The 21055-nt window shown below is 70.7% G+C and carries 19 protein-coding genes; 10 read left to right on the forward strand and 9 right to left on the reverse strand.

Features of this window, described 5'->3' with window-relative positions:
* Nucleotides 1-876 precede the first annotated feature (876 nt).
* Nucleotides 877-1422, reverse strand: coding sequence for a hypothetical protein (locus PGN25_13580; GenBank protein MEH3118583.1), 546 nt, complete (start codon nucleotides 1420-1422; stop codon nucleotides 877-879).
* A 350-nt stretch (nucleotides 1423-1772) separates the two neighbouring features.
* Here PGN25_13580 and PGN25_13585 point away from each other — a divergent pair, with 350 nt between their 5' ends.
* Both PGN25_13585 and gmk read left to right on the forward strand, forming a co-directional pair.
* Nucleotides 1773-2672 (forward strand): YicC family protein, encoded by a 900-nt coding sequence (locus PGN25_13585; protein MEH3118584.1) that lies wholly within the window; start codon nucleotides 1773-1775, stop codon nucleotides 2670-2672.
* Between the two features lie 34 nt (nucleotides 2673-2706).
* Entirely contained in the window at nucleotides 2707-3378 is a 672-nt protein-coding gene (gene gmk, locus PGN25_13590; GenBank protein MEH3118585.1) for a guanylate kinase, read from the forward strand.
* Nucleotides 3379-3421: 43 nt separating this feature from the next.
* Here gmk and PGN25_13595 read toward each other — a convergent pair whose 3' ends face one another.
* A complete protein-coding gene (locus PGN25_13595) occupies nucleotides 3422-5170 on the reverse strand; it encodes an ABC transporter ATP-binding protein (GenBank protein MEH3118586.1) in 1749 nt (582 codons plus the stop codon).
* Between the two features lie 100 nt (nucleotides 5171-5270).
* Nucleotides 5271-6491, reverse strand: coding sequence for an MFS transporter (locus PGN25_13600; protein ID MEH3118587.1), 1221 nt, complete (start codon nucleotides 6489-6491; stop codon nucleotides 5271-5273).
* A gap of 352 nt (nucleotides 6492-6843) precedes the next feature.
* Between PGN25_13600 and PGN25_13605 the strand changes: the two genes are divergently transcribed.
* From PGN25_13605 to eda, 4 genes are all read left to right on the forward strand, one after another.
* Entirely contained in the window at nucleotides 6844-7851 is a 1008-nt protein-coding gene (locus PGN25_13605; protein ID MEH3118588.1) for an Hsp33 family molecular chaperone, read from the forward strand.
* A gap of 78 nt (nucleotides 7852-7929) precedes the next feature.
* Nucleotides 7930-8148: a hypothetical protein gene (locus PGN25_13610; protein ID MEH3118589.1), complete on the forward strand. Its 219-nt coding sequence runs from the start codon at nucleotides 7930-7932 to the stop codon at nucleotides 8146-8148.
* 138 nt (nucleotides 8149-8286) lie between these two features.
* The gene (gene edd, locus PGN25_13615; GenBank protein MEH3118590.1) at nucleotides 8287-10116 is read left to right on the forward strand and encodes a phosphogluconate dehydratase; all 1830 of its coding nucleotides are present in this window, start codon (nucleotides 8287-8289) and stop codon (nucleotides 10114-10116) included.
* A gap of 155 nt (nucleotides 10117-10271) precedes the next feature.
* Nucleotides 10272-10889, forward strand: coding sequence for a bifunctional 4-hydroxy-2-oxoglutarate aldolase/2-dehydro-3-deoxy-phosphogluconate aldolase (gene eda, locus PGN25_13620; protein ID MEH3118591.1), 618 nt, complete (start codon nucleotides 10272-10274; stop codon nucleotides 10887-10889).
* Between the two features lie 4 nt (nucleotides 10890-10893).
* Here the strand turns inward: eda and PGN25_13625 are convergent, their stop codons facing one another.
* The gene (locus tag PGN25_13625; protein MEH3118592.1) at nucleotides 10894-11277 is read right to left on the reverse strand and encodes a DUF2794 domain-containing protein; all 384 of its coding nucleotides are present in this window, start codon (nucleotides 11275-11277) and stop codon (nucleotides 10894-10896) included.
* Nucleotides 11278-11851: 574 nt separating this feature from the next.
* Here PGN25_13625 and bluB point away from each other — a divergent pair.
* Both bluB and PGN25_13635 read left to right on the forward strand, forming a co-directional pair.
* Nucleotides 11852-12517: a 5,6-dimethylbenzimidazole synthase gene (gene bluB, locus PGN25_13630; GenBank protein ID MEH3118593.1), complete on the forward strand. Its 666-nt coding sequence runs from the start codon at nucleotides 11852-11854 to the stop codon at nucleotides 12515-12517.
* A gap of 173 nt (nucleotides 12518-12690) precedes the next feature.
* Complete coding sequence (locus PGN25_13635) at nucleotides 12691-13206, forward strand: L,D-transpeptidase (protein MEH3118594.1); 516 nt, start codon at nucleotides 12691-12693, stop codon at nucleotides 13204-13206.
* A gap of 243 nt (nucleotides 13207-13449) precedes the next feature.
* Here PGN25_13635 and PGN25_13640 read toward each other — a convergent pair whose 3' ends face one another.
* Nucleotides 13450-15576, reverse strand: coding sequence for a carbohydrate porin (locus PGN25_13640; GenBank protein MEH3118595.1), 2127 nt, complete (start codon nucleotides 15574-15576; stop codon nucleotides 13450-13452).
* Between the two features lie 348 nt (nucleotides 15577-15924).
* On the reverse strand, nucleotides 15925-16452 hold the full coding sequence (locus PGN25_13645; GenBank protein MEH3118596.1) for a DUF2147 domain-containing protein: 528 nt from the start codon (nucleotides 16450-16452) through the stop codon (nucleotides 15925-15927).
* 335 nt (nucleotides 16453-16787) lie between these two features.
* On the opposite strand from PGN25_13645, the gene ndk reads away from it, so the two are divergent.
* Together ndk and PGN25_13655 are read left to right on the forward strand one after the other, a co-directional pair.
* A complete protein-coding gene (ndk, locus tag PGN25_13650) occupies nucleotides 16788-17210 on the forward strand; it encodes a nucleoside-diphosphate kinase (GenBank protein MEH3118597.1) in 423 nt (140 codons plus the stop codon).
* A gap of 186 nt (nucleotides 17211-17396) precedes the next feature.
* Nucleotides 17397-17777: a hypothetical protein gene (locus PGN25_13655; protein MEH3118598.1), complete on the forward strand. Its 381-nt coding sequence runs from the start codon at nucleotides 17397-17399 to the stop codon at nucleotides 17775-17777.
* A gap of 117 nt (nucleotides 17778-17894) precedes the next feature.
* Here PGN25_13655 and PGN25_13660 read toward each other — a convergent pair whose 3' ends face one another.
* The 3 genes from PGN25_13660 to PGN25_13670 form a co-directional block, all read right to left on the reverse strand.
* A complete protein-coding gene (locus PGN25_13660) occupies nucleotides 17895-19013 on the reverse strand; it encodes a M48 family metallopeptidase (protein MEH3118599.1) in 1119 nt (372 codons plus the stop codon).
* Nucleotides 19014-19020: 7 nt separating this feature from the next.
* Complete coding sequence (locus PGN25_13665) at nucleotides 19021-20310, reverse strand: YjgN family protein (GenBank protein ID MEH3118600.1); 1290 nt, start codon at nucleotides 20308-20310, stop codon at nucleotides 19021-19023.
* Between the two features lie 516 nt (nucleotides 20311-20826).
* Nucleotides 20827-21051 (reverse strand): YbdD/YjiX family protein, encoded by a 225-nt coding sequence (locus PGN25_13670; protein ID MEH3118601.1) that lies wholly within the window; start codon nucleotides 21049-21051, stop codon nucleotides 20827-20829.
* Nucleotides 21052-21055 lie beyond the last annotated feature (4 nt).

Here is a 21055-nt window from a genome sequence, read left to right on the forward strand (position 1 = left end):
CAAGAATGTTTCTCGCGCCCGAGCTTGGTTATCGTCCTCTCGTGCGATCGGCTTCGGAGGCGGCATGGCGGTATCGGCAACCAGGAAGAGTTCTCGGATCCGCAGCCTCTGGCCGATCCGGAATCCGGGAGCGCCGTCCGCGGCCCCGTCTTCGCTGGGGTCATCGGTCGAACGCCGCCCGGTCGGGCTCGAGGCGCGCTTGCCCCCGCACAGCCTCACCGCCCACGAACTCATCGCCATGGCCCGCGCCGCCCGCACGCGCCGCCTCGATCCCTGAAGCCTCGGCGTGCCTCGCGCAGGGTCCCCGATCGCCGACGACGCTCGCTCCAGCCGCACCGGGCGTCTTTCTTTGAGAGCCTGTTACTGCGGTGATCCCATCTCGCCCCTCATCCTGAGGTGCCGCGTGAGCGGCCTCGAAGGGTGCTCCAGGAATCGCGCGGGATCTGGAGCACCCTTCGAGGCTTCCGCTGCGCTCCGGCACCTCAGGATGAGGGTCGAGATGGGAGTAGGGCTTTCCTCTCGCCTTGCCGTGGCCTGACGAAGACACGTCGGCCGGTCGAACAGGCTCTCAGACCCAGGGCTCCGAACGCGGGGAACGGGTTTTGACCCGTGCTCCTCTTGCACTTGTCTCTTGCACTTGCTTGCCCTTGCCCGTCGTTCCGGGCTCGCCTGCGGCGCCCCGGAACGACGACGGAGGGGGCGGACCTGCAACCTGAACGCTTGCTGATCGAGTGCCTCACGAAACGCCCGGTCACCGGTCGTTTCCCTTCGGGCGCGTCGGCGCAGCGGGCGTTTTGTTGAGGGACACTCGACCCGGGTTCGCAGCCTCGTTCTCGTTCCGGCCCCGAGAGCACACCTGTCGTGCGACCGGGATGCCTACTGCACCAGGGCGAGCCGCGTGCGCGTCTCCGCGCCGCCGGTGCGGATCGGCGGCTCGGAATGGCCGGCGAAGAAATCCTCGATCATCTCCCGCAGCACTTCGGCGAGGTCGGCGCCGCGGTCCGCCTCGACATGCACGTCGTTGCCGACCGAGCGGCCGAGGCCCGGCGCGGCGCTGCTCGCCAGGGCGACGAGCCGCTCGTTGTACTCCGCCCCGAGCCCCGTCACCGCGATGAAGTTCCGCCCGCCCAGCACGGGACCGTACTTCACGCTGATCCGCAATTCCTGATCGGCACCGTTGTGCAGGCCGGCGGTGAAGCCGACGAAATCGTCGCGGTCCACCTCCGGGGCGGAGCAGACGATCCGGCCGTGCTCGATCCCGTCCTCCTCCAGCACCTCCGCCATCAGGCTCAACGCCTCGGTGACCGGTGCGAGCGCCCGGGCGCCGTCCTCCAAGAGCCTGGCCCGGACCCGGTTCTTCCGCGCATCGGCGGCGCGCAGGCGCGCTCGGAAGCGGTTCTTGATGTCGAAGGGGTTCGTCATGGATGGGCCCCGCTCGAATGTCAGGTGTCCTATGATCGATTCGGAAGTTAGGCACACGACCAATAAGCGTCAAGATGATGCACAGTATTCGTGCCTGCTTCCAGGCTAAGCGACTGCACTTTTCTGCGGCCTGCCTATTTCGTATGCAGAACTGAGCGTCCCGGTCTTTGCTGCACCGCACCGGTCTTCTCCGGCTCCGTGCCGCGGGGATCGCGTCCGAACCCCTGCCCGGGACCTCACGCCGAACCTGCATTGCGCTCGTTCTCGGAAAGCGCGTATCCGAAAACCGGTCTTGCCCGGCGCGTTCCGTGCGGCGGAACGATGGTCCGGATCGGGCGGCGCAAGGGGCGATGGAGGGACGCGGCTTGGCCACGACGATCGCGAGCATGACGGGCTTTGCCCGCGCCGCCGGCAGCACCGGCCCGGTGCAGTGGCTGTGGGAGATCCGCACGGTCAACGGGCGAGGCCTCGACATCCGCATGCGCGTGCCGAACGGTTTCGAGGCGGCGGGGGAGGCGGCCCGGGCCGCGCTCTCCAAGGCGCTCGCCCGGGGCCAGTGCCAGCTCGGCCTGACGCTGACGCGTCCCGAGGCGGCGGCGCGGGTGCGGATCGACGAAGATCTGCTGGCGCGCCTCGCCGCCGCCGCCGCCCGGGTGCCGCGCCCGGAGGGCGTCGGTCCCGCGACGCTCGACGGGCTGCTCGCGCTGCGCGGCGTCGTCGAGGTGGAGGCCGAGGCCGGCGCCGACCCGGAGGCGCTCGACCGCGATCTCGCCGCCGGCATCGGCGGCCTCGTGGCCGACCTCCTCGCCGCTCGCCGGGCCGAGGGCGCGCGGCTGCACGAGATCGTGGCGGGCCAGCTCGCCGCGATCGCCCGTCTGACGCAGGCCGCCGAGGACTGCCCGGCCCGGCGGCCCGAGGCCGTGCGCGCCCGGCTCGCGGATTCGGTGGCGGCGCTCGTCGGGGCGGGAAGCCTCGACCCGGACCGCCTGCATCAGGAGGCGGTGCTGCTCGCCGCCAAGGCCGACGTGCGCGAGGAACTCGACCGCCTGCGGGCCCACCTCGCCGCGGCGGGCGAACTGCTGGCGCTGGGCGGCGCGATCGGCCGGCGGCTCGATTTCCTGGCGCAGGAACTCGGCCGCGAGGCCAACACGCTGTGCGCCAAGGCCGGCGACATCGGCCTGTCGCGGATCGGACTCGACTTGAAGGCCGTGGTGGAGCAATTCCGCGAGCAGGTGCAGAACGTCGAGTAAGGGCGCCGGACATGGGATGCGGAGTGAACGGCCGATGACGCAGGACGCCACGCAAGGCAGGCCGGGGATCGCCCGGCGCGGGCTGATCCTGATCCTGTCCTCGCCCTCGGGCGCGGGCAAGACGACGCTGACCCGGGCCATCGCCCAGCGGCCCGAGTGGGGGCTCGACCTGTCGATCTCGGTCACCACCCGGGCGCGCCGCCCCTCGGAGATCGACGGGCGCGACTACCGCTTCATCGACCGCGAGGCGTTCGAGGACCTGCAGGCCCGCGACGACCTGCTCGAATGGGCCGAGGTCCACGGCAATTTCTACGGCACGCCGCGCCGCCCGGTGGAGAAGACCCTCGGCCAGGGCCGGGACATGATCTTCGACATCGACTACCAGGGCACCCGTCAGGTGCGGCAGCGGCTGCAGGACGATGTGGTGACGGTGTTCATCCTGCCGCCGAGCTTTTCCGAATTGCGCCACCGCCTGGAGCGCCGGGCGGAGGACGCGCCCGAGACCATCGAACGGCGGCTGGCCAACGCCCGCAACGAGATGCGGCGCTGGAGCGAGTACGACTACGTCATCGTCAACGACGACCTCGACGAGTCCTTCCGTGCGCTCCAGGCGATCCTGGCCGCCGAGCGCCTGAAGCGCACCCGCCGCACCGGCCTGCCGGGCTTCGTCGATGGGCTGCTGGCGGAGGCCGAGCGGGGCGGTTGAGAAGGGGCATCCCCGCTCCCGGCACGCGAGAGGGGAAGACGCCTTACTCCGCCGCGGTGCGCGGCGCGCAGGAAAACGACTCGTCCACCTGCGCGGCGTGGAGGCGGCGGTAGTAGCCGTCGGCGGCCATCAGCGCGTCGTGCCGTCCCTGCTCGGCGATGCCGCTCTCGGCCACCACGACGATGCGGTCGGCGTGCCGGATCGTGGCCAGACGGTGGGCGATCACCAGCGTCGTGCGCCCCGCCGCCAGTTCGAACAGCGAGGCCTGGATCTCCCGCTCGGTCTGCGTGTCCAGCGCCGAGGTCGCCTCGTCGAGGATCAGGATCGGCGGGTTCTTCAGGAAGGCGCGGGCGATGGCCAGGCGCTGCTTCTGCCCCCCTGAGAGCTTCACCCCGCGCTCGCCGATCACCGTGTCGAGCCCGTCCGGCAGCGACGCGATCAGCGCGTCGAGCCGGGCGCGGGCGGCGGCGGCCAGGATCTCGGCTTCGCTCGCGCCGAGACGGCCGTAGGCGATGTTCTCGCGGATCGTGCCGGCGAACAGGAACACGTCCTGCTGCACGATGCCGATCTGCCCGCGCAGGGAGGCCAGCGTCAGGTCGCGGATGTCGTGGCCGTCGATGGCGACGCGCCCGCTTTGCGCCTCGTAGAAGCGCGGGATCAGCGAGAGAAGCGTCGTCTTGCCCGCCCCCGAGGGCCCGACGAAGGCCACCGTCTCGCCCGCGCGGATCGTCAGGTCGACATGCCTCAGCACCGGCCGGTCCGGGCTGTAGCCGAAGCGCACGCCCTCCAGGCGGATCTCGCCCTTGAGCGGCGGGGCGGGAATCGCGTCCGGCCGGTCGGCGATGTCGGGCTCGGTGGCGAGCAGGGCCTGGTAGCGGCGAAAGCCCGCGATGCCCTTCGGATAGGTCTCGATCACCGCGCCGATCTTTTCGAGCGGCCGGTAGAACACGCCGACGAGCAGTAGGAAGCCGACGAAGCCGCCCGCCGTCAGGTCGCCGCGCACCACGAAGGCGGCGCCCCCTAAGAGCACCACGATCTGCACGAGACGCAGGCCCAGATAGTTGATCGAGAGCGCGCCGGCCATCAGGCGGTAGGCTTCGAGCTTGGTGGCGCGGTATTTCAGGTTGTCGGAGGCGAACAGGGCGCGCTCGTGCGCCTCGTTGGCGAATGCCTTCACCACGCGGATGCCGCCGACATTCTCCTCGATGCGGGCGTTGAAGGCGCCGACGCGCCCGTACTGCGCCTGCCAGTTGCGGGTCATGCGCCCGCCGTAGCGGAGGGTGACGAAGGCGATCAGCGGCAGGATCGCCAGCGTCGTCAGCGCCAGCGGCGGGTGGACGAGGAACATCAGCGCGAAGGCGCCCAGAAGCGTCATCACGGCGATGAACAGGTCCTCCGGCCCGTGATGGGCGACCTCGCCGATCTCCTCCAGATCCTTGGTGACGCGGGCGACGAGATGGCCGGTCTTCTGCCCGTCGAAGAAGCGGAAGGAGAGTTTTTGCAGGTGGTCGAAGGCGCGGGCGCGCATCTCGGTCTCGATGTTGATGCCGAGCACGTGGCCCCAGTAGGTGACGACCGCCATCAGGCCGGCATTGGCGACGTAGAGCAGCGTCAGGCCCGCGGCGGCGAGCCCGATCAGGCTCCAGTCCTGCTGCGGCAGCAGGCGGTCGACGAAGGCTTTGACGGCGAGCGGGAAGCCGAGTTCGAGCAGGCCGGAGAGCACGGCGCAGCCGAAATCCACCAGGAACAGCGTCCGGTGCGGCCGGTAATAGGCGAGGAAGGCCTTCAGCATGGGGCGGCTGTGACCGATCTTCATGCCCGGAAGAGGGCGGCTCCCCGGCGCATAGGCGAGGCGGTCCCGATGCGCCAGACGCCGCCGCGCAGGGCGGGCCTCACGAAGCCGCGCGGTCGGCGGCGAGCGTGCGCGCGATCGTCCCGCGCAGGAGCATCACGGCGACCCCGTAGAGCGGCACGGCGAGCGCAAAGTAGACCGGCCAGCCGACCGCGCCGGCGAGCGCCGGTGCCCCGACGCGCAGCGGCATGGCGGCGAAGAAGGCGGCGCCGAACAGCAGCGCGTAATCGGTCGCGGGCTGCGGCCCCTGGGCCCAGCGGTAGATCATGTTGAACACCGGCACGCCGAGCCCGCCGCCGCACAGGATCCCGAGGATCGCAGCCGCGATGCCGAGGCTCGGGGCGGCGTGCGCGCTGGCCCACAGCATCAGCAGGCCCGAGCCCGCGACGCCGAGGGCGGAGACGGTGATCAGCGGCAGCGTGCCGACCCGGCGCACGAGGAGGCCGGAGGCCAGGGCCATGACGAGGTTGATGCCCGACGAGAGCCCGCCGGTGACGAGCCCGACCTCGGAGAGCGGCACGCCGAGATCGAGCAGGGCGAGGTTGTTCAAGCCGGTGAGCGCGAACATCGCCGCGAAGTAGAGGCCGAGCACCAGCACGCGCCCGCCGAGCAGGCGCAGGCGGCCGAGGGTCGGCACCCCGCGCTGCGGATCGACGGTCGTCCGGCGCAAGGTCCGCTCGGGATAGCGCAGCATCGGCAGGAGGCAGAGCCCGTTCAAGGCCGCCACCGCCAGCACCGCGCCGGGCCAGCCGAGCCGGTCGTACGCGGCGATCAGGACGCCGGCGCCGACGATGCCGCCGAGGGAGGCGCCGCAGAGTTTCGCGGAGGCGACGTAGGGGCGTCGCTCCGGGCCGACGGTCTCGACGACCAGGGCTTCCAGCGCGATGTCCATGGTGGCGACGCAGAAGCAGGTCGCGATGGCGAGCGCGAACAGGGCCGCCGGCGGCCACGCCTCGCCCCGGCTCAGCACCAGAAGCAGCGCGATGGTCGCGCCCTGCATCAGCACGATCCAGCCCAGCCGATGCGGCAGGCGCGGCAGGCGGAAGCGGTCCACCGGAACGGCCCAGAGGAAGGTGAGCCCGACCGGCAGGTTGATGAGCTGGAGGAAGCCGACCTCGGCGAGGTCGATGCCGCGGGCCCGCAGGATCAGCGGTGCGCCGCCGACGAGGAAGCCGAGGGTCGTACCGAAGGTGACGTAGAGGCAGAAGAACGGCGCGAGCTGGGTCAGCGCGCCGGGATCGGGCCGGCCGGCAACGGGCATCGCGTCCGATCCCCGGCCGGCGGCAACGACTGCGCGTTCGTCTCTCATGCCCGGGCCTTCCCGCGCCTGGGGCCGCCCCGGCCCCGCGACGCCGTTCGATGCATCCCCGGTCGATCCTTTTCAATCGTCCCATCGGTATCGGCCCAGGGCCATCGCTTCGGAAAAAGCCGCGCATCGCAGCGGCATCGCCGCGAAGGGGATCGGGCGCCGGTCTCGCGTTCGGGCGCGAGGCTCCCCATATGGGATGGGCCGCGGATCGGCGCCGGCCCTTGCGCGCGCGCCGGTTCGGCGTGATGCCCGCCGGATCGGCCGCCCTCCGTCCTCCTCCTCAGCCCCGATACGGTAAGAGTCCATGAGCTCCGGACACGCCCCTTCCCCCACGGCCGCGCTCGAAGGCGGCGACGACGCCGTACTGCCCTTCGCCGTCGAGGCGCTGGATCTGCGCGGCCGCGCGGTGCGGCTCGGGCCCTCGATCGACACGATCCTGCGCCGTCACGGCTATCCCGACGCGGTCGCCCGGCTGATCGGCGAGGCGGCGGCGCTCACGGTGCTTCTGGGCTCCTCGCTGAAGCTCGAAGGCCGCTTCCAGTTCCAGACCAAGACCGACGGGCCGGTGGGGATGCTGGTGGTCGATTTCGAGGCGCCGGACCGGGTGCGCGCCACCGCCCGCTTCGAGGCCGAACCCGTCGCCGCCCTCGGGCCGAAGGCGCGCGCGGCCGACCTGATGGGCCGGGGCCATCTCGCCATGACCATCGATCAGGGCTCGACCCGGAATCGCTACCAGGGCGTCGTCGCCCTCGAAGGCCAGAGCCTCGAGGAGGCCGCCCACCAGTATTTCCGCCAGTCCGAGCAGATCCCGACGCTGGTGCGCCTCGCCGTCGCCGAGCAGATGGAGGCCGGGGAGAGCCGCTGGCGCGCGGGCGGCCTGCTGGTGCAGTTCCTGCCGACCTCGCCCGACCGGATGCGCCGGGCCGACCTGCCCCCCGGCGACGCGCCGGAGGGCCACGGGATCCTGGCCGGCGGCCCCGGCGAGGACGATGCCTGGGTGGAAGCGCGCAGCCTCGTGAACACCGTGGAGGACCACGAACTGGTCGATCCGGCGGTGTCGAGCGAGCGGCTGCTCTACCGGCTGTTCCACGAGCGCGGCGTGCGGGTGTTCGATGCGCAAGCCGTGGTCGAGCGCTGCCGCTGCTCTCGGAAGCGGGTGATGGGCATGATCCGCTCGTTCTCCCCCGAGGAGCGCCGGGACATGGTGGCGGATGACGGCACCATCGCCATCACCTGCGAGTTCTGCTCGCGCCGCTACGTGCTCGACCCGGCCGAAGTCGAGCGGGAGATCGCGTCCGCGTCGGGGGCGTGAGGCTCATCCTCGAACGATCGTCCTGGGATTGCCGCGCGATCTTTGCAATCGCTCCGGCTCGTACGGGATCGTGCCGCCGTGATGGTCAGCGACCGCGCGGTGGCGTTCTTGCTCACGGTGATGGCCGGGATCGGAAATCCGATCACCTCCCCCAGCCTGCCTGCTCAGCCTTTCGGCGGCAGCGGTCGGCTCCTCCGCTACAGGTCCGGTGCCCGGACGGTCGCGGCTGGGGAGGTGCACTCGATCGAAGCGACGACAGCCTCCGGGCGCACGCCGACAACCGGAAATTTCGTTTGATTCTCGATCCCGTCTTGATTGATGAAAACGTTCCCACAAGCGTGATGCCGTTTGGAGTCTCTCCATGTTAAGGAGAGCGCGGGCCCCGATCTTGCGGGCCTGTCCGTGCCGTCGAAATCCGAACGAGGCGAACGAGCCATGCCGGAGCTTCATCCCGAGGTCGCCGCAGTCACCGAGCGCGTCATCGCGCGCTCCCGCGACAGCCGCCGCGGCTATCTCGACCTGATCGAGCGCGAGCGCGAGGCGGGCGTGCACCGCCCGAAGCTCGCCTGCGGCAACCTCGCCCACGGCTTCGCGGCCTCGGGCGAGGACAAGCCGGCGATCATCGCGGGCCGCGCGATGAACATCGGCATCGTCACCGCCTACAACGACATGCTGTCGGCGCATCAGCCCTACGGGCGCTACCCGGAGCAGATCAAGCTGTTCGCCCGCGAAGTGGGCGCCACGGCCCAGGTCGCGGGCGGCACGCCCGCCATGTGCGACGGCGTCACGCAAGGGCAGCGCGGCATGGAGCTGTCGCTGTTCTCGCGCGACACCATCGCGCTCTCGACCGCGGTGGGCCTGAGCCACGGCATGTTCGAGGGCGCGGCCCTGCTCGGCATCTGCGACAAGATCGTACCGGGCCTGATCATCGGGGCGCTCCGCTTCGGCCACCTGCCGGTGATCCTGATCCCGGCCGGTCCCATGCCCTCGGGCCTCGCCAACAAGGAGAAGCAGCGCATCCGCCAGCTCTACGCGGAGGGCAAGGTCGGCCGCAAGGAACTGCTGGAGAGCGAGTCCGCCTCCTATCACGGCGCCGGCACCTGCACCTTCTACGGCACCGCCAATTCCAATCAGATGATGATGGACGTGATGGGCCTGCACATGCCCGGCGCCTCCTTCATCAATCCCGGCACCCGGCTGCGGCAGGCGGTGACCCGCTCGGCGATCCACCGGCTGACCGAGATCGGCTGGTCCGGCAACGACTACCGCCCGCTCGGGCGCTGCGTCGACGAGCGGGCGATCGTCAACGCCATCGTCGGCCTGCTCGCCACCGGCGGCTCGACCAACCACGCGATCCACCTGCCGGCCATGGCGCGCGCCGCCGGCATCGTCATCGACTGGGAGGATTTCGACCGGCTCTCCGGCGTGGTGCCGCTGATCGCGCGGGTCTATCCGAACGGCGCGGGCGACGTGAACCACTTCCATGCCGCCGGCGGCATGTCCTACGTCATCGCCTCGCTGATCGATGCAGGGCTCCTGCACGACGACATCCTCACGGTCGCAGGCCATAGCCTGCGCGACCATGCCCGCGACCCGAAGCTGTCGGGGGACGGGGACGAACTGACCTTCGAGGACGCGCCGGCCGAGCCGCTGGACGCGTCCATGCTGCGCCCGCCCGCCAATCCGTTCCAGCCGGACGGCGGGATGCGGCTGGTGAAGGGCAATCTCGGCCGCGCCACCTTCAAGACCAGCGCGGTCGAGCCCGAGCGCCGCACGATTCAGGCGCCGGCCCGTGTCTTCGCCGACCAGGACGAGGTGATCGCCGCCTTCAAGGCCGGAGAACTGGAGCGCGACGTGGTGGTGGTGGTGCGGTTCCAGGGCCCGCGGGCGAACGGCATGCCCGAACTGCACAAGCTCACCCCGCCGCTCGGCGTCTTGCAGGACCGCGGCCACAAGGTCGCCCTCGTCACCGACGGGCGGATGTCGGGCGCCTCCGGCAAGGTGCCGGCGGCGATCCATGTCAGCCCCGAGGCGGTCGGCGGCGGCCCGATCGGCCGCATCCGCGACGGCGACATGATCCGCCTCTCGGCGGAGGAGGGGCTGTTGGAGGTGCTGGTCGACCCCGCCGAGTGGCAGGGCCGCGAGGACGCGAGCCGGCCCCCGCCCGGCCTCGGCACCGGCCGCGAGTTGTTCGCCTTCATGCGCCACGGCGCCGACGACGCCGAGCGCGGCGGCTCGGCGATGCTGGCGGCGGCGGGACTGTGACGACCGCGCCGTCATCGCGAGCGTGAGCGAAGCAATCCAGACGGCACCGCCTCTTCCGAGGGGGCGCGCCCTGGATTGCTTCGGCTTCGCCTCGCGATGACGGAGAGTGAATCCAAATCGCTCGGACCCGCAGCACGGAGAGGGGAGAAACCCACATGAGCACCATCGACGCGCTGATGCGCTCCGTTCCCGTCATCCCCGTGCTGGTGGTGGAGGATGCCGCCGACGCGGTGGCCGTCGCCGAGGCGCTGGTCGGCGGCGGCCTCACCGCCCTCGAAGTCACCCTGCGCACGCCCGCCGCCCTCGACGTGATCCGGGCGATGTCGACCGTCGCGGGGGCGGTGGTCGGCGCCGGCACGGTGCTGAACGCGCGCGATCTCGACGCCGCCCTCGGCGCCGGCGCGACGTTCATCGTCAGCCCCGGCCTCACCGCCCCGCTGACGGAGGCGGCCATGGCGTCGGGCGTGCCCTACCTGCCGGGCGTGGCGACGTCGGCCGACATCATGCGCGGCCTCGACCACGGGCTCGACCGTTTCAAGTTCTTTCCGGCGGAAGCCGCGGGCGGCCTGAAGGCGCTGAAGGCGCTGGCCGCACCCTTCGGGCAGGTGCGCTTCTGCCCGACAGGCGGCATCACCGAGGCGACCGCAGGGGACTGGCTCGCGCATCCGTCCGTGCTCTGCGTCGGCGGAAGCTGGGTGGTGCCTGCGGGCAGGCCCGATCCGGCCCGGATCCGTGCGCTTGCGCAAGCCGCCGCGCGGTTGCGGGCGGCCTGACGCATCACACCGCCCGCAGCGGTCCCTCCAGCACGCCGATGACGCGGGCGAGATCGTTGCCCCTCTTCATCACGAGGCCGCTCGCCGCGATCACGGCGTAGGCGCCCTGGCGGCGGCCGAGCTTCGGATCCTTCTCGATCCGGTAGAGCGGCATCTCGGAGGTGCGGCGATAGATCGAGAACACCGCCTTGTCGCGGCGGAAGTCGAGGGCGTAGTCGCGCCACTCGCCCTCGGCGACGCGCCGTCCGTAGAGGTTGAAGATGGTCCGCAACTCGTCGCGCCGGAAGGCGACCTGCGGGGTGGTGGGGGATGGAAACGGGATCACTTGCGGGATCACTTGGCCGTCCCGGTCGGTCGAGCGGTGTTCGACGCCCTGCCCCTCGCTCATCGTCGCTCCCGTTGCGGTGCCGTCGTATGCGCGGCGTGGGACGGGATGATGGGCCTCGCGACCGACGCCCGCAAGGTGCTTCGCCGGCCATCCAGGCTCCGAACCCGGTTTTGCGTTCCTACAGACCCGCTTCGGTCCATCCCCGCCGTCATTCCGGGTTTGCCTGCGGCGCCCCGGAACGATCACGGACGGGGCGGATCGGCATCCGAACGGCTTGGCCGGGTCGATCCGAGTTCGCAGCCCCGTGCGGCCATCGCCGGCTTGAGGCGGAGCGCGAAAAGCATGTGCGTCGCCGCACGGTGAGGCGGCCGACATCACGCTCTCGCCGCGATCTCGCCTTGCCAAGGCCATGACGACAGGCTTTCAGTGTGACCCGAAACCTCGTCGGTCCGTCCACCGCGGCGGCGTCCGAAACCCGAGCTCCCCAGCCCTCGGGCGACGCCGTGGACCCGGCCGGATCGACATCCGGAGGTTTCGAGACCCAAGGACTTCAGGCGGCCTCTTCGGAGCGCCGCCCTTTTTCTGGGCCGATGCCGCTTGGCAGGCGGGCCCGCCGGCGCGAGAAGCGGCGGCCATGTCCGAGTCCGCTCCAGCCGCGTCGACCAGCCCGCCCGTCTTCGAGGACGCCTTCCGGGCGCGCTTGGCGGACCTGTTGGTGTGGCGGCGGGACGTGCGGCGCTTCCGCACCGATCCCGTCGACGAGGCCGCCCTGCGGACCTGCCTGGATTGGGCGGCGCTGGCGCCCTCGGTCGGGAACAGCCAGCCCTGGCGCTTCGTGCGCGTGGCCGATCCCCGGCGGCGTGCCGCGGTCGCGGCGAGCTTCGAGCGCTGCAACGCCGCCGCCCGCGACGGTTACGCCGACGAGCGGCGGAGGCTCTATGCGCGCCTGAAGCTCGCGGGCTTGCGCGAGGCGCCGGTCCATCTCGCCGTGTTCTGCGACGGCGCGACGGAGACCGGCCACGGCCTCGGTCGCGCGACCATGCCGGAGATGCTGCGCTACTCGGTGGCGGCCTGCGTCCATGCCTTCTGGCTCGCCGCCCGCGCCCACGGCCTCGGCGTCGGCTGGGTCTCGATCCTGGAACCCGCGGCCGTGACCGCGGCCCTCGACGTGCCGGAAGGGTGGGAGCTGGTCGCCTATCTCTGCGTCGGCCTGCCGGTCGAGGAGCATGCCGACCCCGAACTCGTCCGCCACGGCTGGCAGGAGCGGCGCCCGGATGCCGCCCGGCTGCACGAGCGCTGACCGGCACGGGCCCGTTTCCTTAAAATTCGTCCGAAATCCTGAGCCCGGGATTCGCCCTGCCGCGAAGAGGCGGTGCATGAGGTGCCGATTTCGCCGCGCGTAGAGCAGAAGCGCAAGCCGGAACGTCGGATCGTCTTCGCCAGTTACGCTCCGGCTTGGAAAGGCGATCTGCGATGTTCGGAATGGGCAAGGACAGGGCGCGGCTCGCGGGCGCGTTCGCGGGTGTGCTGTGCGCGGTCGGTGCCGCGCAGGCCCGGGAGATCGTTCCGTTCTCGGACGGGATCGGGGCGGGCACCATCGTCGTGCGCACCAACGAGCGGCGGCTCTACCTCGTCAACGGCGACGGCACGGCGATCCGCTATCCCGTCGCGGTCGGCAAACCGGGCAAGCAGTGGAGCGGCGCCACGCAGATCGACGGCAAGTATGTCCAGCCCGACTGGTCGCCCCCGGCGGAGGTGAAGCGTGATCATCCGCGCCTGCCGAACCTGATCCGCGGCGGCTCGCCGGGCAATCCGATGGGCGTGGCGGCGATGACCCTGCGCGGCGGCGAATACGCCATCCACGGCACCAACCGGCCGAACTCGATCGGCACCTTCGCGTCCTACGGCTGCATCCGCATGTACAATCAGGACATCGCGGACCTGTTCGAGCGCGTCTCGGTCGGCACGCAGGTCTACGTCATGCGCTGACAGCGGGGCTGCTGGTTTGCTTCGCTGACGGAGAGTGCTGGCGAATGGTTTTCGGGTCGCGTGCGTGCCTCATCCGGCTTGCGTCGCGCTTCTGGATTGCTTCGGCTGAAGCCTCGCCATGACGGAGAGCAAATCCACACCGTCATGGCGAAGCCATCCAGAACCGCGACAGATGCCTGATTTCGCGCGACCGCTTCGGCACGCCCCGGTGTCTCGCCTTTGTCTCGCCTTCCCGCCGCGACCCTAAAAATCCGTGTGCAGCCGCGTCCCGAAAAAATCCGCCGGGCCGCGGTCGCGGTTGTAGGCCGGGTTCTCGACGTGCTGGTAGTCGAAGGACATCGTGACCGCCTTCGTCAGGTTCAGCGCGTAGTAGACCTCCACCGCCCGCTCGGGCGCGTAGCGGTCGAGGCGTCCGTCGCCGATCAGGAGCCCGAGGCCGCCATTGGCGAAATAGGCGCGGTGGGAGGGTGAGATCCGGTTGGCGGCGGCACCGAGGCCGATCGCGTCCTGCGGGCGGCCCCAGGCCGTTCCCTTGAGGGAGAGGCCGCCCGAGACCGAGCCGTCGATGTCCGTGAAGGACAGGCTCTGGTTGCGACCGTCGTTGACGCTCGCCCGCGCGAACAGCCCGAGGTCGGCGGTGAGCGCCTGTTCGAGGTTGAGGTAGACGCCGCTCTTGCGCCGCGGCGCCCGGGTCGCCGCCACCGCGGTGTCGATGTCGTCGAACGCACCCGCCTGCGTCAGCGCCACGACCTGCCGGAAGTTCGCGGTGTTGCCGACATTCGAGAACAGGCCGAGGCGCAGCTTGCCCGGCTGGTCGAGCACCGGCAGCGTGTGGCGCTCCTCGAACTCGATCGTCGCGCCCGCCCGCTCGAAGATCCGCGGGTCGAGCACGTCGGAGGACGGCTCCTTCGGCACCTGCGTGTAGGCGGCGCGGATCGCGAACTCGGCGCGGTTGTACTCGACCATCAGCCCTTGCGTGTAGCCGGGGAGGTTGGCCGGGAAGTCGTAGGCGCCCGAGGCCCAAAGGCCCCAGTTCATGAAGTCGATCCGCGGATCGTGGGCGTAGACGTTGCCGTCGAAGAAGTCGCCGAGCGCGAACTTGCCGGCGATCACCGTGATGCGCTCGACGTCGCGGGTGCCGGCGATGGCGTTCGGCCCGTCGAGCACCTGTTCGGTCTCGCCGCCGAGGCCGAAGGTCTGGCGGACGAAGTAGCGGTTGGAGCGCAGCTTCGGGAAGGGCGCGCCCGCCTTCTGCGCCTCGCCGTTGACGAAGCCGGCGATGCCGAGCGTCCGCGACAGGCCGAAGCCCTGGCTGAACTCGGGATTGTAGTAGAGTTCCGTGCCCTCGAAGAGCCTGAGGCCGAGGAACAGGGTCGCGGTCGTCGTCGCCTGCGCCTGGTCCGGCACGAGGCTCTGGGGGCCGCGATAGGGCGCGCGAAAGCCGGTCACGCCCTGATCGACGAAGGTGGTCTGGCCGTGGAGCGAGAAGCGCGCGTCCTTGGGCGGTGCATCTTCGGGCGGCTCGTCCTCGTCCTCCGGGGCCAGGGCGAGCGCCTCCGGGTGCCAGATCAGCCGGGCCATCATCTGGTTGGAGACGAAGCCGGTGCGGGTCGTCACCGGGCCGCCGTCGATCCCGGGCAGCACGCCGAGGTCGAAGCGGCGGCTCTCGCCGAGATCGCTGTAGCGGTAGTCGATCCCGAGGGAGAGGTGCGGATCGACGGCGAACTGCACGCCCCCGCCCAGGGTGACCCCGAGATAGGACACGCTGCGCGAGGCGGTCGCGGCCGTGCCGCCGGCGAGGTCGGGATAGGTGGCGAGCACGCGCCCGTTGGCGCCCGCGAGCCCGAAGGTGGCGTAGATCAGGGTGTTGCCGAAGGCGTAGCCGATCCGCGCCCGGGCGGTGCCGAACAGGTCGGTCTTCTCGCGGATCAGCGCGAAGGGCGGGTCGATCCCCTCGTAGCCGAAGCCCCGCGCGTCGGAGCGGGCGCCGCGCTTGAGGTTGGCGCCGACGAGATCCGCTTCGAGCCCGTAGACGAGGGCGCCCGCCTGCCCGTTCCAGCCGGCGAAGGCGCCGCCCACCACCGTGGTGGCGTCCCGGCCCAGGTTGTCGCTGCCGGTGGCGTCGCCCGTCGAGACCGTCGGAACGCGGCGGGGGCCGATCGTGGTGGGGCCGAAATCGTAGTTGCCGAACGCGGCGCCGGCGCTGCCCTGCGCCCCGGCATAGAAGCCGGACCAGTCGATGAAGCGCGGGCGGGACGGCTCCGGGAGGTCGGCGGCGATGGCGCCGCCGGCACACAGGCCGAGAATCGCGGCGAGGCCCGACCGGGCTATGCGTCGATTCCTGATCGTCCCCGCCCGCCCGATGTGCACCGCACCAGCCCCTGCCGCCACCGCCAAGCGGCCTAGCAGATGCCGTCGCCGCCGCAACGTTCGGGCCCGACGGAGCGCGAGGCTCCGCCGCGGTTGCACGAACGACACGATGCCAGGGAGACCCGAAACGTCCGACAAGAGGATGACGGACACGCGCGCTTGACCGGTATTGCGTCCGACCGCGCGAAAATGTCGGGGACGCGGCCGAAATCCGAAAAAGCTCGGCCGCGGCCACTGGCCGCGCCGAAGCGCGGCACTACCTCCCCTCGGCCTTGACCCCCATCAGGTTGGGCGAAGACTTCAGGGCGCGCACGGCAACGGCGCGCCCTTTTTGCATGGGCCGAGAGCTTACTCGGCCGGGCCGGCCTTGGCCGGAGCCGGCTTGGCGGCCGGCTTCGCGGGCTTGGCCGGCACCTCCACCGAGGCGGCCGCGGCCTGCTGGTTCACGTCCGGCACGCGGGTCCAGGTCTGCGAACCGCACAGGACCTTGAGCATGCAGCCCTGCACGTTCAGCTCGGCCTCGCTCTCGCGCTCCAGGCTGACCTGATAGATCTTGCCTTCGTCGGCGTTGTAGATCTCGCCCGCGAAGCCGGCATCCTCCGGCTTCAGGTTGTCGAGCAGCGTCAGGCCGATGATCGGACGGGCCCGCTTCTTCGGGTCGGGGTTCTTCAGGTCGGTGCGCGGCGCGCCCGCGTCGGTCGTCGGGGACTTCAGCCACACCACCTTGCCGCAGGCATTGCCGCCGCCGGGGCCGCAGCGGTCGATGCGGATCTTCGCGCGCCCGTCCTCCGTCAACCATGTCCCGGACAGATCCTTGGGCGCAGCGAAGGCGGCGCTCGAAATCAGGAGGGCGGTGAGGCTGAGGGCGATACGCATGGAAGCGGCTCCTGGGGCTAAAGCCCTCGAAAGGGCTGGGCTTGCGGAGAGGAGGGGCCGTCCTCCGGCAGGCGCGAGGGACGGCGGCGGATCGTTCGTCGGCGAGTAGGCCGGCGCAATCCGGCGATTTTTCGGCAGTGTTGCGCAAAAGCCAGGGCGCGGCCGAAAAAGGCCAAGCTCTGACCCGCAACCAGGACGCTGGTGCGGGTCGGTTGAGGGCACCCGGTTGCACCGCTATAAGCCCGGCGCGCCGACGGCCTCTCCGGCGGGATTCGACTCCGCCATCATCCAGCGCGTCGCGCGACCCCTTTCTCCAACCGAACCGGACTGGACCCATGGCCCTCGAGCGCACCTTCTCCATCCTCAAGCCCGACGCGACCCGCCGCGACATCACCGGCGCGGTCAACGCCGTGATCGAGGCCGCCGGCCTGCGCATCGTCGGCCAGCGCCGCATCCGGATGACCCGCGCCCAGGCCGAGACGTTCTACGAGGTGCACAAGGAGCGCCCGTTCTACGGCGAGCTCGTCGCGTTCATGACCTCGGGCCCGGTCGTGGTGCAGGTGCTGGAGGGCGAGAACGCCGTGGCCAAGTACCGTGAGGTGATGGGCGCCACGAACCCGGCCCAGGCCGCCGACGGTACCATCCGCAAGCAGTTCGCCGAGTCGGTCGGCGAGAACACCGTCCACGGCTCCGACAGCGCCGACAACGCCAGGATCGAGATCGCGCAGTTCTTCACCGACGCCGACATCGCCGCGTAACGGCACTGTCTCTCGCCGGCTCCCCTCTCGGAGCCGGCGAGAGACAGGATCGCGCTTGCCCGAGGCCGGCCTCGAAAGCGCATTCCGGCGCGGTGTGACCCTCCTGCCCTAGCGGCGCGGGGCCGCCTCCCCGAAGAACGGGATCCGTTCGACGATTTCCCGTCCTGCTAGTCCGGATCCAGCCTCATGCGCTCCATGTTCCCGCGCACCGGCCGCCTGCTCGTCGCGGCCGGCCTCGTCTCCCTGCTGGCCGCCTGCAACACCGCCGGCCGCTCCACGCAGTACGCCGCGCTCGAAGGCTACGTGCCCGATCCGGCGCTGAAGACCGCCTCGAAGGGCAACCTCACTGGCCGCGTGCGCCACGCCTGCACCGTGACCCAGGCCAAGCTCCAGAAGATCGAGGAAGCCTCGCTCGCCGCCCCCTGCGGCTGCTACGCCGAGCGCACCCTGTCCGCTCTCGACAAGGACGAGATCGCCTCCTACCGCACCACCGGCTACTTCAACGACAGCGCCCGCGCCAAGGCGCTGAACGCGCTCGATCGCTGCAATCTGCCGCGCCCGGTCTGATCGGGGGAGAGGACGGCACGCGTCGTCCCCCCTCGCGGACATTGCAGGGCTCTGCCCTGCACCCGCGAAAGGACTTGTCCTTTCGAAACCATGACTCTTTATCGAAGCGGCCAGCCTTCACGGCTTCTCGGTCGGCGGGGTCTTGCCGTCCTTCGGCTTGGCCGGTTTCGGGCAGATGCCCCGAAGGGTCTGCCACTCGGCCTCGGACAGGAGGCCGGCGCCGCTCGGCGTCTCGCCCGCCATCGCCCGGATCCGGGCGGCGCGCTCCGCCGTGAACGGGTGCGAGCGCAGGAACGACACGGCGTCCGGCTTCTCGTCCTCCGCGTCGGTGATGCGTTCGAGGATCGCGGCGAGCGCCGCCCCGTCGCCGCCCGCCCGCTCGACCGCACCGACGGCGAAGGCATCCGCCGCCCGCTCCGCGTCGCGCGAGTAGCCCGCCGAGATCGCCGCCTGCCCGATCGTCACCAGCACCGTCGAACCGGTGAGGTCGCCCAGCACGAGGCTCAGCAGGAACGAGGTGCCGCCCGCGGTGATCACCGAACGCATCGGATCGCGCGCGGCGACGTGGCCGAATTCGTGGGCGAGGATGCCGGCGAGTTCGTCGCCGTCCTTCGCCTTGGCGATGATGTCGGAGAGCAGGATCACCCGGCCGCCCGGCAGGGCGAGCGCGTTGGCGACGGCGTGGCGGCGCACGCTCACCTGCGGCGTCACCGGCAGCGCCATGCCCTCGGCGAGACGCGCCGTCAGCCGGTCGAGCACGGCGCGGGCCGGCGCGTCGTCGCACAGCGGCGGGTCGCCGAGCAGGCCGACGATCTGGCCGTCGACGCTGCGCCCGAGCTGCGCCTCGAACGCTTGCGGCACCAGCGGCGCGATCACGCCGGAGGCCGCCGGCACGCCGTAGAGCGCCGCGAGCAGGACGGAGATGCCGGCGGCCGCCGACCAGAGCACGAGCCGGGTGAGGCCGCCCTCCCGCTCCGTCCGGCCGAGGTCGGGGCAGCGCGCCTTCAGGGCGTCGGCGAAGGCCGCGTCCGCGAACTCGACGCTCTCCGGCCCCTGCGCATGGTTGATCCGCATCTGCGGCGGCGCGGCGTCGGCGGCGCGCAGGTCGAGCAGGCTCCAGTCGCGCGAGACGTCGCCCCCGGCGATCTCCAGGCGATACGACAGCCGCAGCGTCACCGGTCGGGGCCGGGCACTGATGCCGTCGAAGAAGGTGCCCGTGGTGGAAACCGTCTCCATCGGCGCCCTAGAAGCCGATTTCGAGGGCGCCGCCGACATCGAGCGCGTCGGCCAGCCCCTCGTTCAGGCCGCTCGCCGGATCGCGCGTCGAGGCGAGAACGGCTTCGAGAGCCGGCAGGTTCTCGATGTGCGCCGTGGTCGCCACCGCGTGCCACAGGCGCACGGTGACGAAGCGGACGTAGATCACCGCCGAGCCGAGCAGGGCGCCGAGGTAGATCAGCATGATCCCGATGAAGGACGACACCTGTGCGCCCACGCTCGGCTCGTCCCTTGCGATCAGCGGGATGAGGACGACGAAGATGATGCCGATGACGAGGAAGAAGCCGACCAGCGCGAGCATGTAGACGATGTAGGGCCAGTAGAACTGACGGGCCTTGAGCGTGGACGCCAGCCGCGCCTCCCCGAGATGGGCCGCGTCGAGGAAGGCACGGGCCTCGCGGGCGCGGTAATAGGGGATCAGCAGCAGCGCCAGCGGGATCGACACGCTCGCGGCGGCGACGACGACGGTGCCGTAGAACCCGAGCGCCGTGCCCTCGTAGTCCGGGTTGAAGATCAGCTTGCTCTTCTCGGTGGTCGGATCCTGGATCAGCAGATCGCTGGGGATGTCGAAGCCCGTCGCCGCCAGCAGAGCCAGGATGCCCGCCAGGGTCGGCAGCAGGCCGACGATGTAGAACATCAGCCAGGGCAGCAGGATCGAGCGGCCCGTCGCGGTGGAGCGCATCCGGCCCTGGCCGACCAGGGTGTGATCGATGCGGTAGCGCTCCAGCGCGGCACGCATGAACGGGAAGGCGAGGCCCAGCGTGAACAGGGTGGCGAGCCACCACAGGCTGGCGAGCCCCGCATAGGTGAAGCCCGATCCGTCCTGGCCGAGCCGGATGCCGCGCCAGCGGGTGCGCGAGGCCCGGTATCGCCGTCCGCGGAACAGCGCATACTGCCCGAGCACGAACAGCAGCACGAACGAGATCAGCGCCGCGAAGGCCGCGAGCATCGGGCTGGCGAAGCTGAGCAGGAACAGGACGAGATAGACCGGCACCAGGATGGCGAGCGCCACGAGGAAGCCGAGGAACAGCTCCTTGCCGGTGCCGAGATATTCGGCCGGGCTCCCCGCCACGACCGTGCGGCTCCAGAAGAAGCGCCGCAGGTTGGTGACGTACCAGAACCGGTAGATCGAGAAGGTGACGAGCGAGAGCAGGAAGCCCTTGATGACGATGCCGGTCAGCCCCGCCGCCCGCCGGTCGAACGCAATGGTTCCGATCTGCGCCGGAGCCGGGCTCGGCACACCCTCGAACTGATTCATCGTCGCAGTCCCCCTCGTTTCGGGGAGACTAGAGCCTCGCTCGGCTGCCGTGCAACCGAGCAGGCGTTCGAGCCTCGTTCGGTTGCGGGGTCCAAGGGCGGATCACCGGACGCCCGGTCCCCGGCGTCCCGTTTTCCGTCGAAGCCGGTGGCCGGGCATGAAGGGAGCAGGTCGCGATGTCTGCCGAGCCTGCTACGGTTTCCGCTTGATCGCTTCGGGTTGTTTGGCCACCCTCCGTCATCGCGAGCGTTAGCGAAGCGATCCAGGGCGCGACAGGTCCGGAAAGGGCGCGCCCTGGATTGCTTGCGCCGAGCCTCGCAAGGACGGTGGAGAGGCCGAGGTCATCGACTCGATGTCGTATCAGGCCGAACGCCGACTCGATCGGCGCCGACGCATCGCTCATGCGCGGAGCGCCGCAAGCCCACATTTAATTTCACGTGAAAATGGCACGACCGACCCGCGTTCCGATTCGGTGCGCTCCGACGACGGCCCCGCGGGGAACCCTCGATCGGTCGTTCAGCAGCAGCGGAAGCCCGAGCCGTTGCCGATGCCGAAGCGGGCATTCTCGCGATTGCGGAAGAATTCCCGCTCGGTCATCGGCGTCTGGTCGGGATGGGTTTTCGCGATGTGGGCGACGTAGGTGCCGTAATCGCCCTGGCCCACCATCAGCCGCGCGCCGTCGCAGACGCATTTGTTGAAGACCCGCAGGCGTTCGCGAAAGTTCTGCGACGGCGTGCTCATGGTC

The sequence above is a fragment of the Methylorubrum populi genome (assembly GCA_036946625.1).
Taxonomy (GTDB): domain Bacteria; phylum Pseudomonadota; class Alphaproteobacteria; order Rhizobiales; family Beijerinckiaceae; genus Methylobacterium; species Methylobacterium populi_C.

Excerpts from the sequence above, each read along its gene's own strand:
- ndk (MEH3118597.1), top strand. The coding sequence starts at position 16,788 with ATGGCCCTCGAGCGCACCTTCTCCATCCTCAAGCCCGACGCGACCCGC.
- PGN25_13585 (MEH3118584.1), top strand. The coding sequence starts at position 1,773 with ATGGAGGGACGCGGCTTGGCCACGACGATCGCGAGCATGACGGGCTTT.
- PGN25_13635 (MEH3118594.1), top strand. The coding sequence starts at position 12,691 with ATGTTCGGAATGGGCAAGGACAGGGCGCGGCTCGCGGGCGCGTTCGCG.
- PGN25_13645 (MEH3118596.1), bottom strand. The coding sequence starts at position 16,452 with ATGCGTATCGCCCTCAGCCTCACCGCCCTCCTGATTTCGAGCGCCGCC.
- PGN25_13660 (MEH3118599.1), bottom strand. The coding sequence starts at position 19,013 with ATGGAGACGGTTTCCACCACGGGCACCTTCTTCGACGGCATCAGTGCC.
- PGN25_13605 (MEH3118588.1), top strand. The coding sequence starts at position 6,844 with ATGAGCTCCGGACACGCCCCTTCCCCCACGGCCGCGCTCGAAGGCGGC.
- PGN25_13580 (MEH3118583.1), bottom strand. The coding sequence starts at position 1,422 with ATGACGAACCCCTTCGACATCAAGAACCGCTTCCGAGCGCGCCTGCGC.
- PGN25_13655 (MEH3118598.1), top strand. The coding sequence starts at position 17,397 with ATGCGCTCCATGTTCCCGCGCACCGGCCGCCTGCTCGTCGCGGCCGGC.
- edd (MEH3118590.1), top strand. The coding sequence starts at position 8,287 with ATGCCGGAGCTTCATCCCGAGGTCGCCGCAGTCACCGAGCGCGTCATC.
- PGN25_13625 (MEH3118592.1), bottom strand. The coding sequence starts at position 11,277 with ATGAGCGAGGGGCAGGGCGTCGAACACCGCTCGACCGACCGGGACGGC.
- PGN25_13670 (MEH3118601.1), bottom strand. The coding sequence starts at position 21,051 with ATGAGCACGCCGTCGCAGAACTTTCGCGAACGCCTGCGGGTCTTCAAC.
- PGN25_13665 (MEH3118600.1), bottom strand. The coding sequence starts at position 20,310 with ATGAATCAGTTCGAGGGTGTGCCGAGCCCGGCTCCGGCGCAGATCGGA.
- eda (MEH3118591.1), top strand. The coding sequence starts at position 10,272 with ATGAGCACCATCGACGCGCTGATGCGCTCCGTTCCCGTCATCCCCGTG.
- bluB (MEH3118593.1), top strand. The coding sequence starts at position 11,852 with ATGTCCGAGTCCGCTCCAGCCGCGTCGACCAGCCCGCCCGTCTTCGAG.
- gmk (MEH3118585.1), top strand. The coding sequence starts at position 2,707 with ATGACGCAGGACGCCACGCAAGGCAGGCCGGGGATCGCCCGGCGCGGG.
- PGN25_13600 (MEH3118587.1), bottom strand. The coding sequence starts at position 6,491 with ATGCCCGTTGCCGGCCGGCCCGATCCCGGCGCGCTGACCCAGCTCGCG.
- PGN25_13595 (MEH3118586.1), bottom strand. The coding sequence starts at position 5,170 with ATGCTGAAGGCCTTCCTCGCCTATTACCGGCCGCACCGGACGCTGTTC.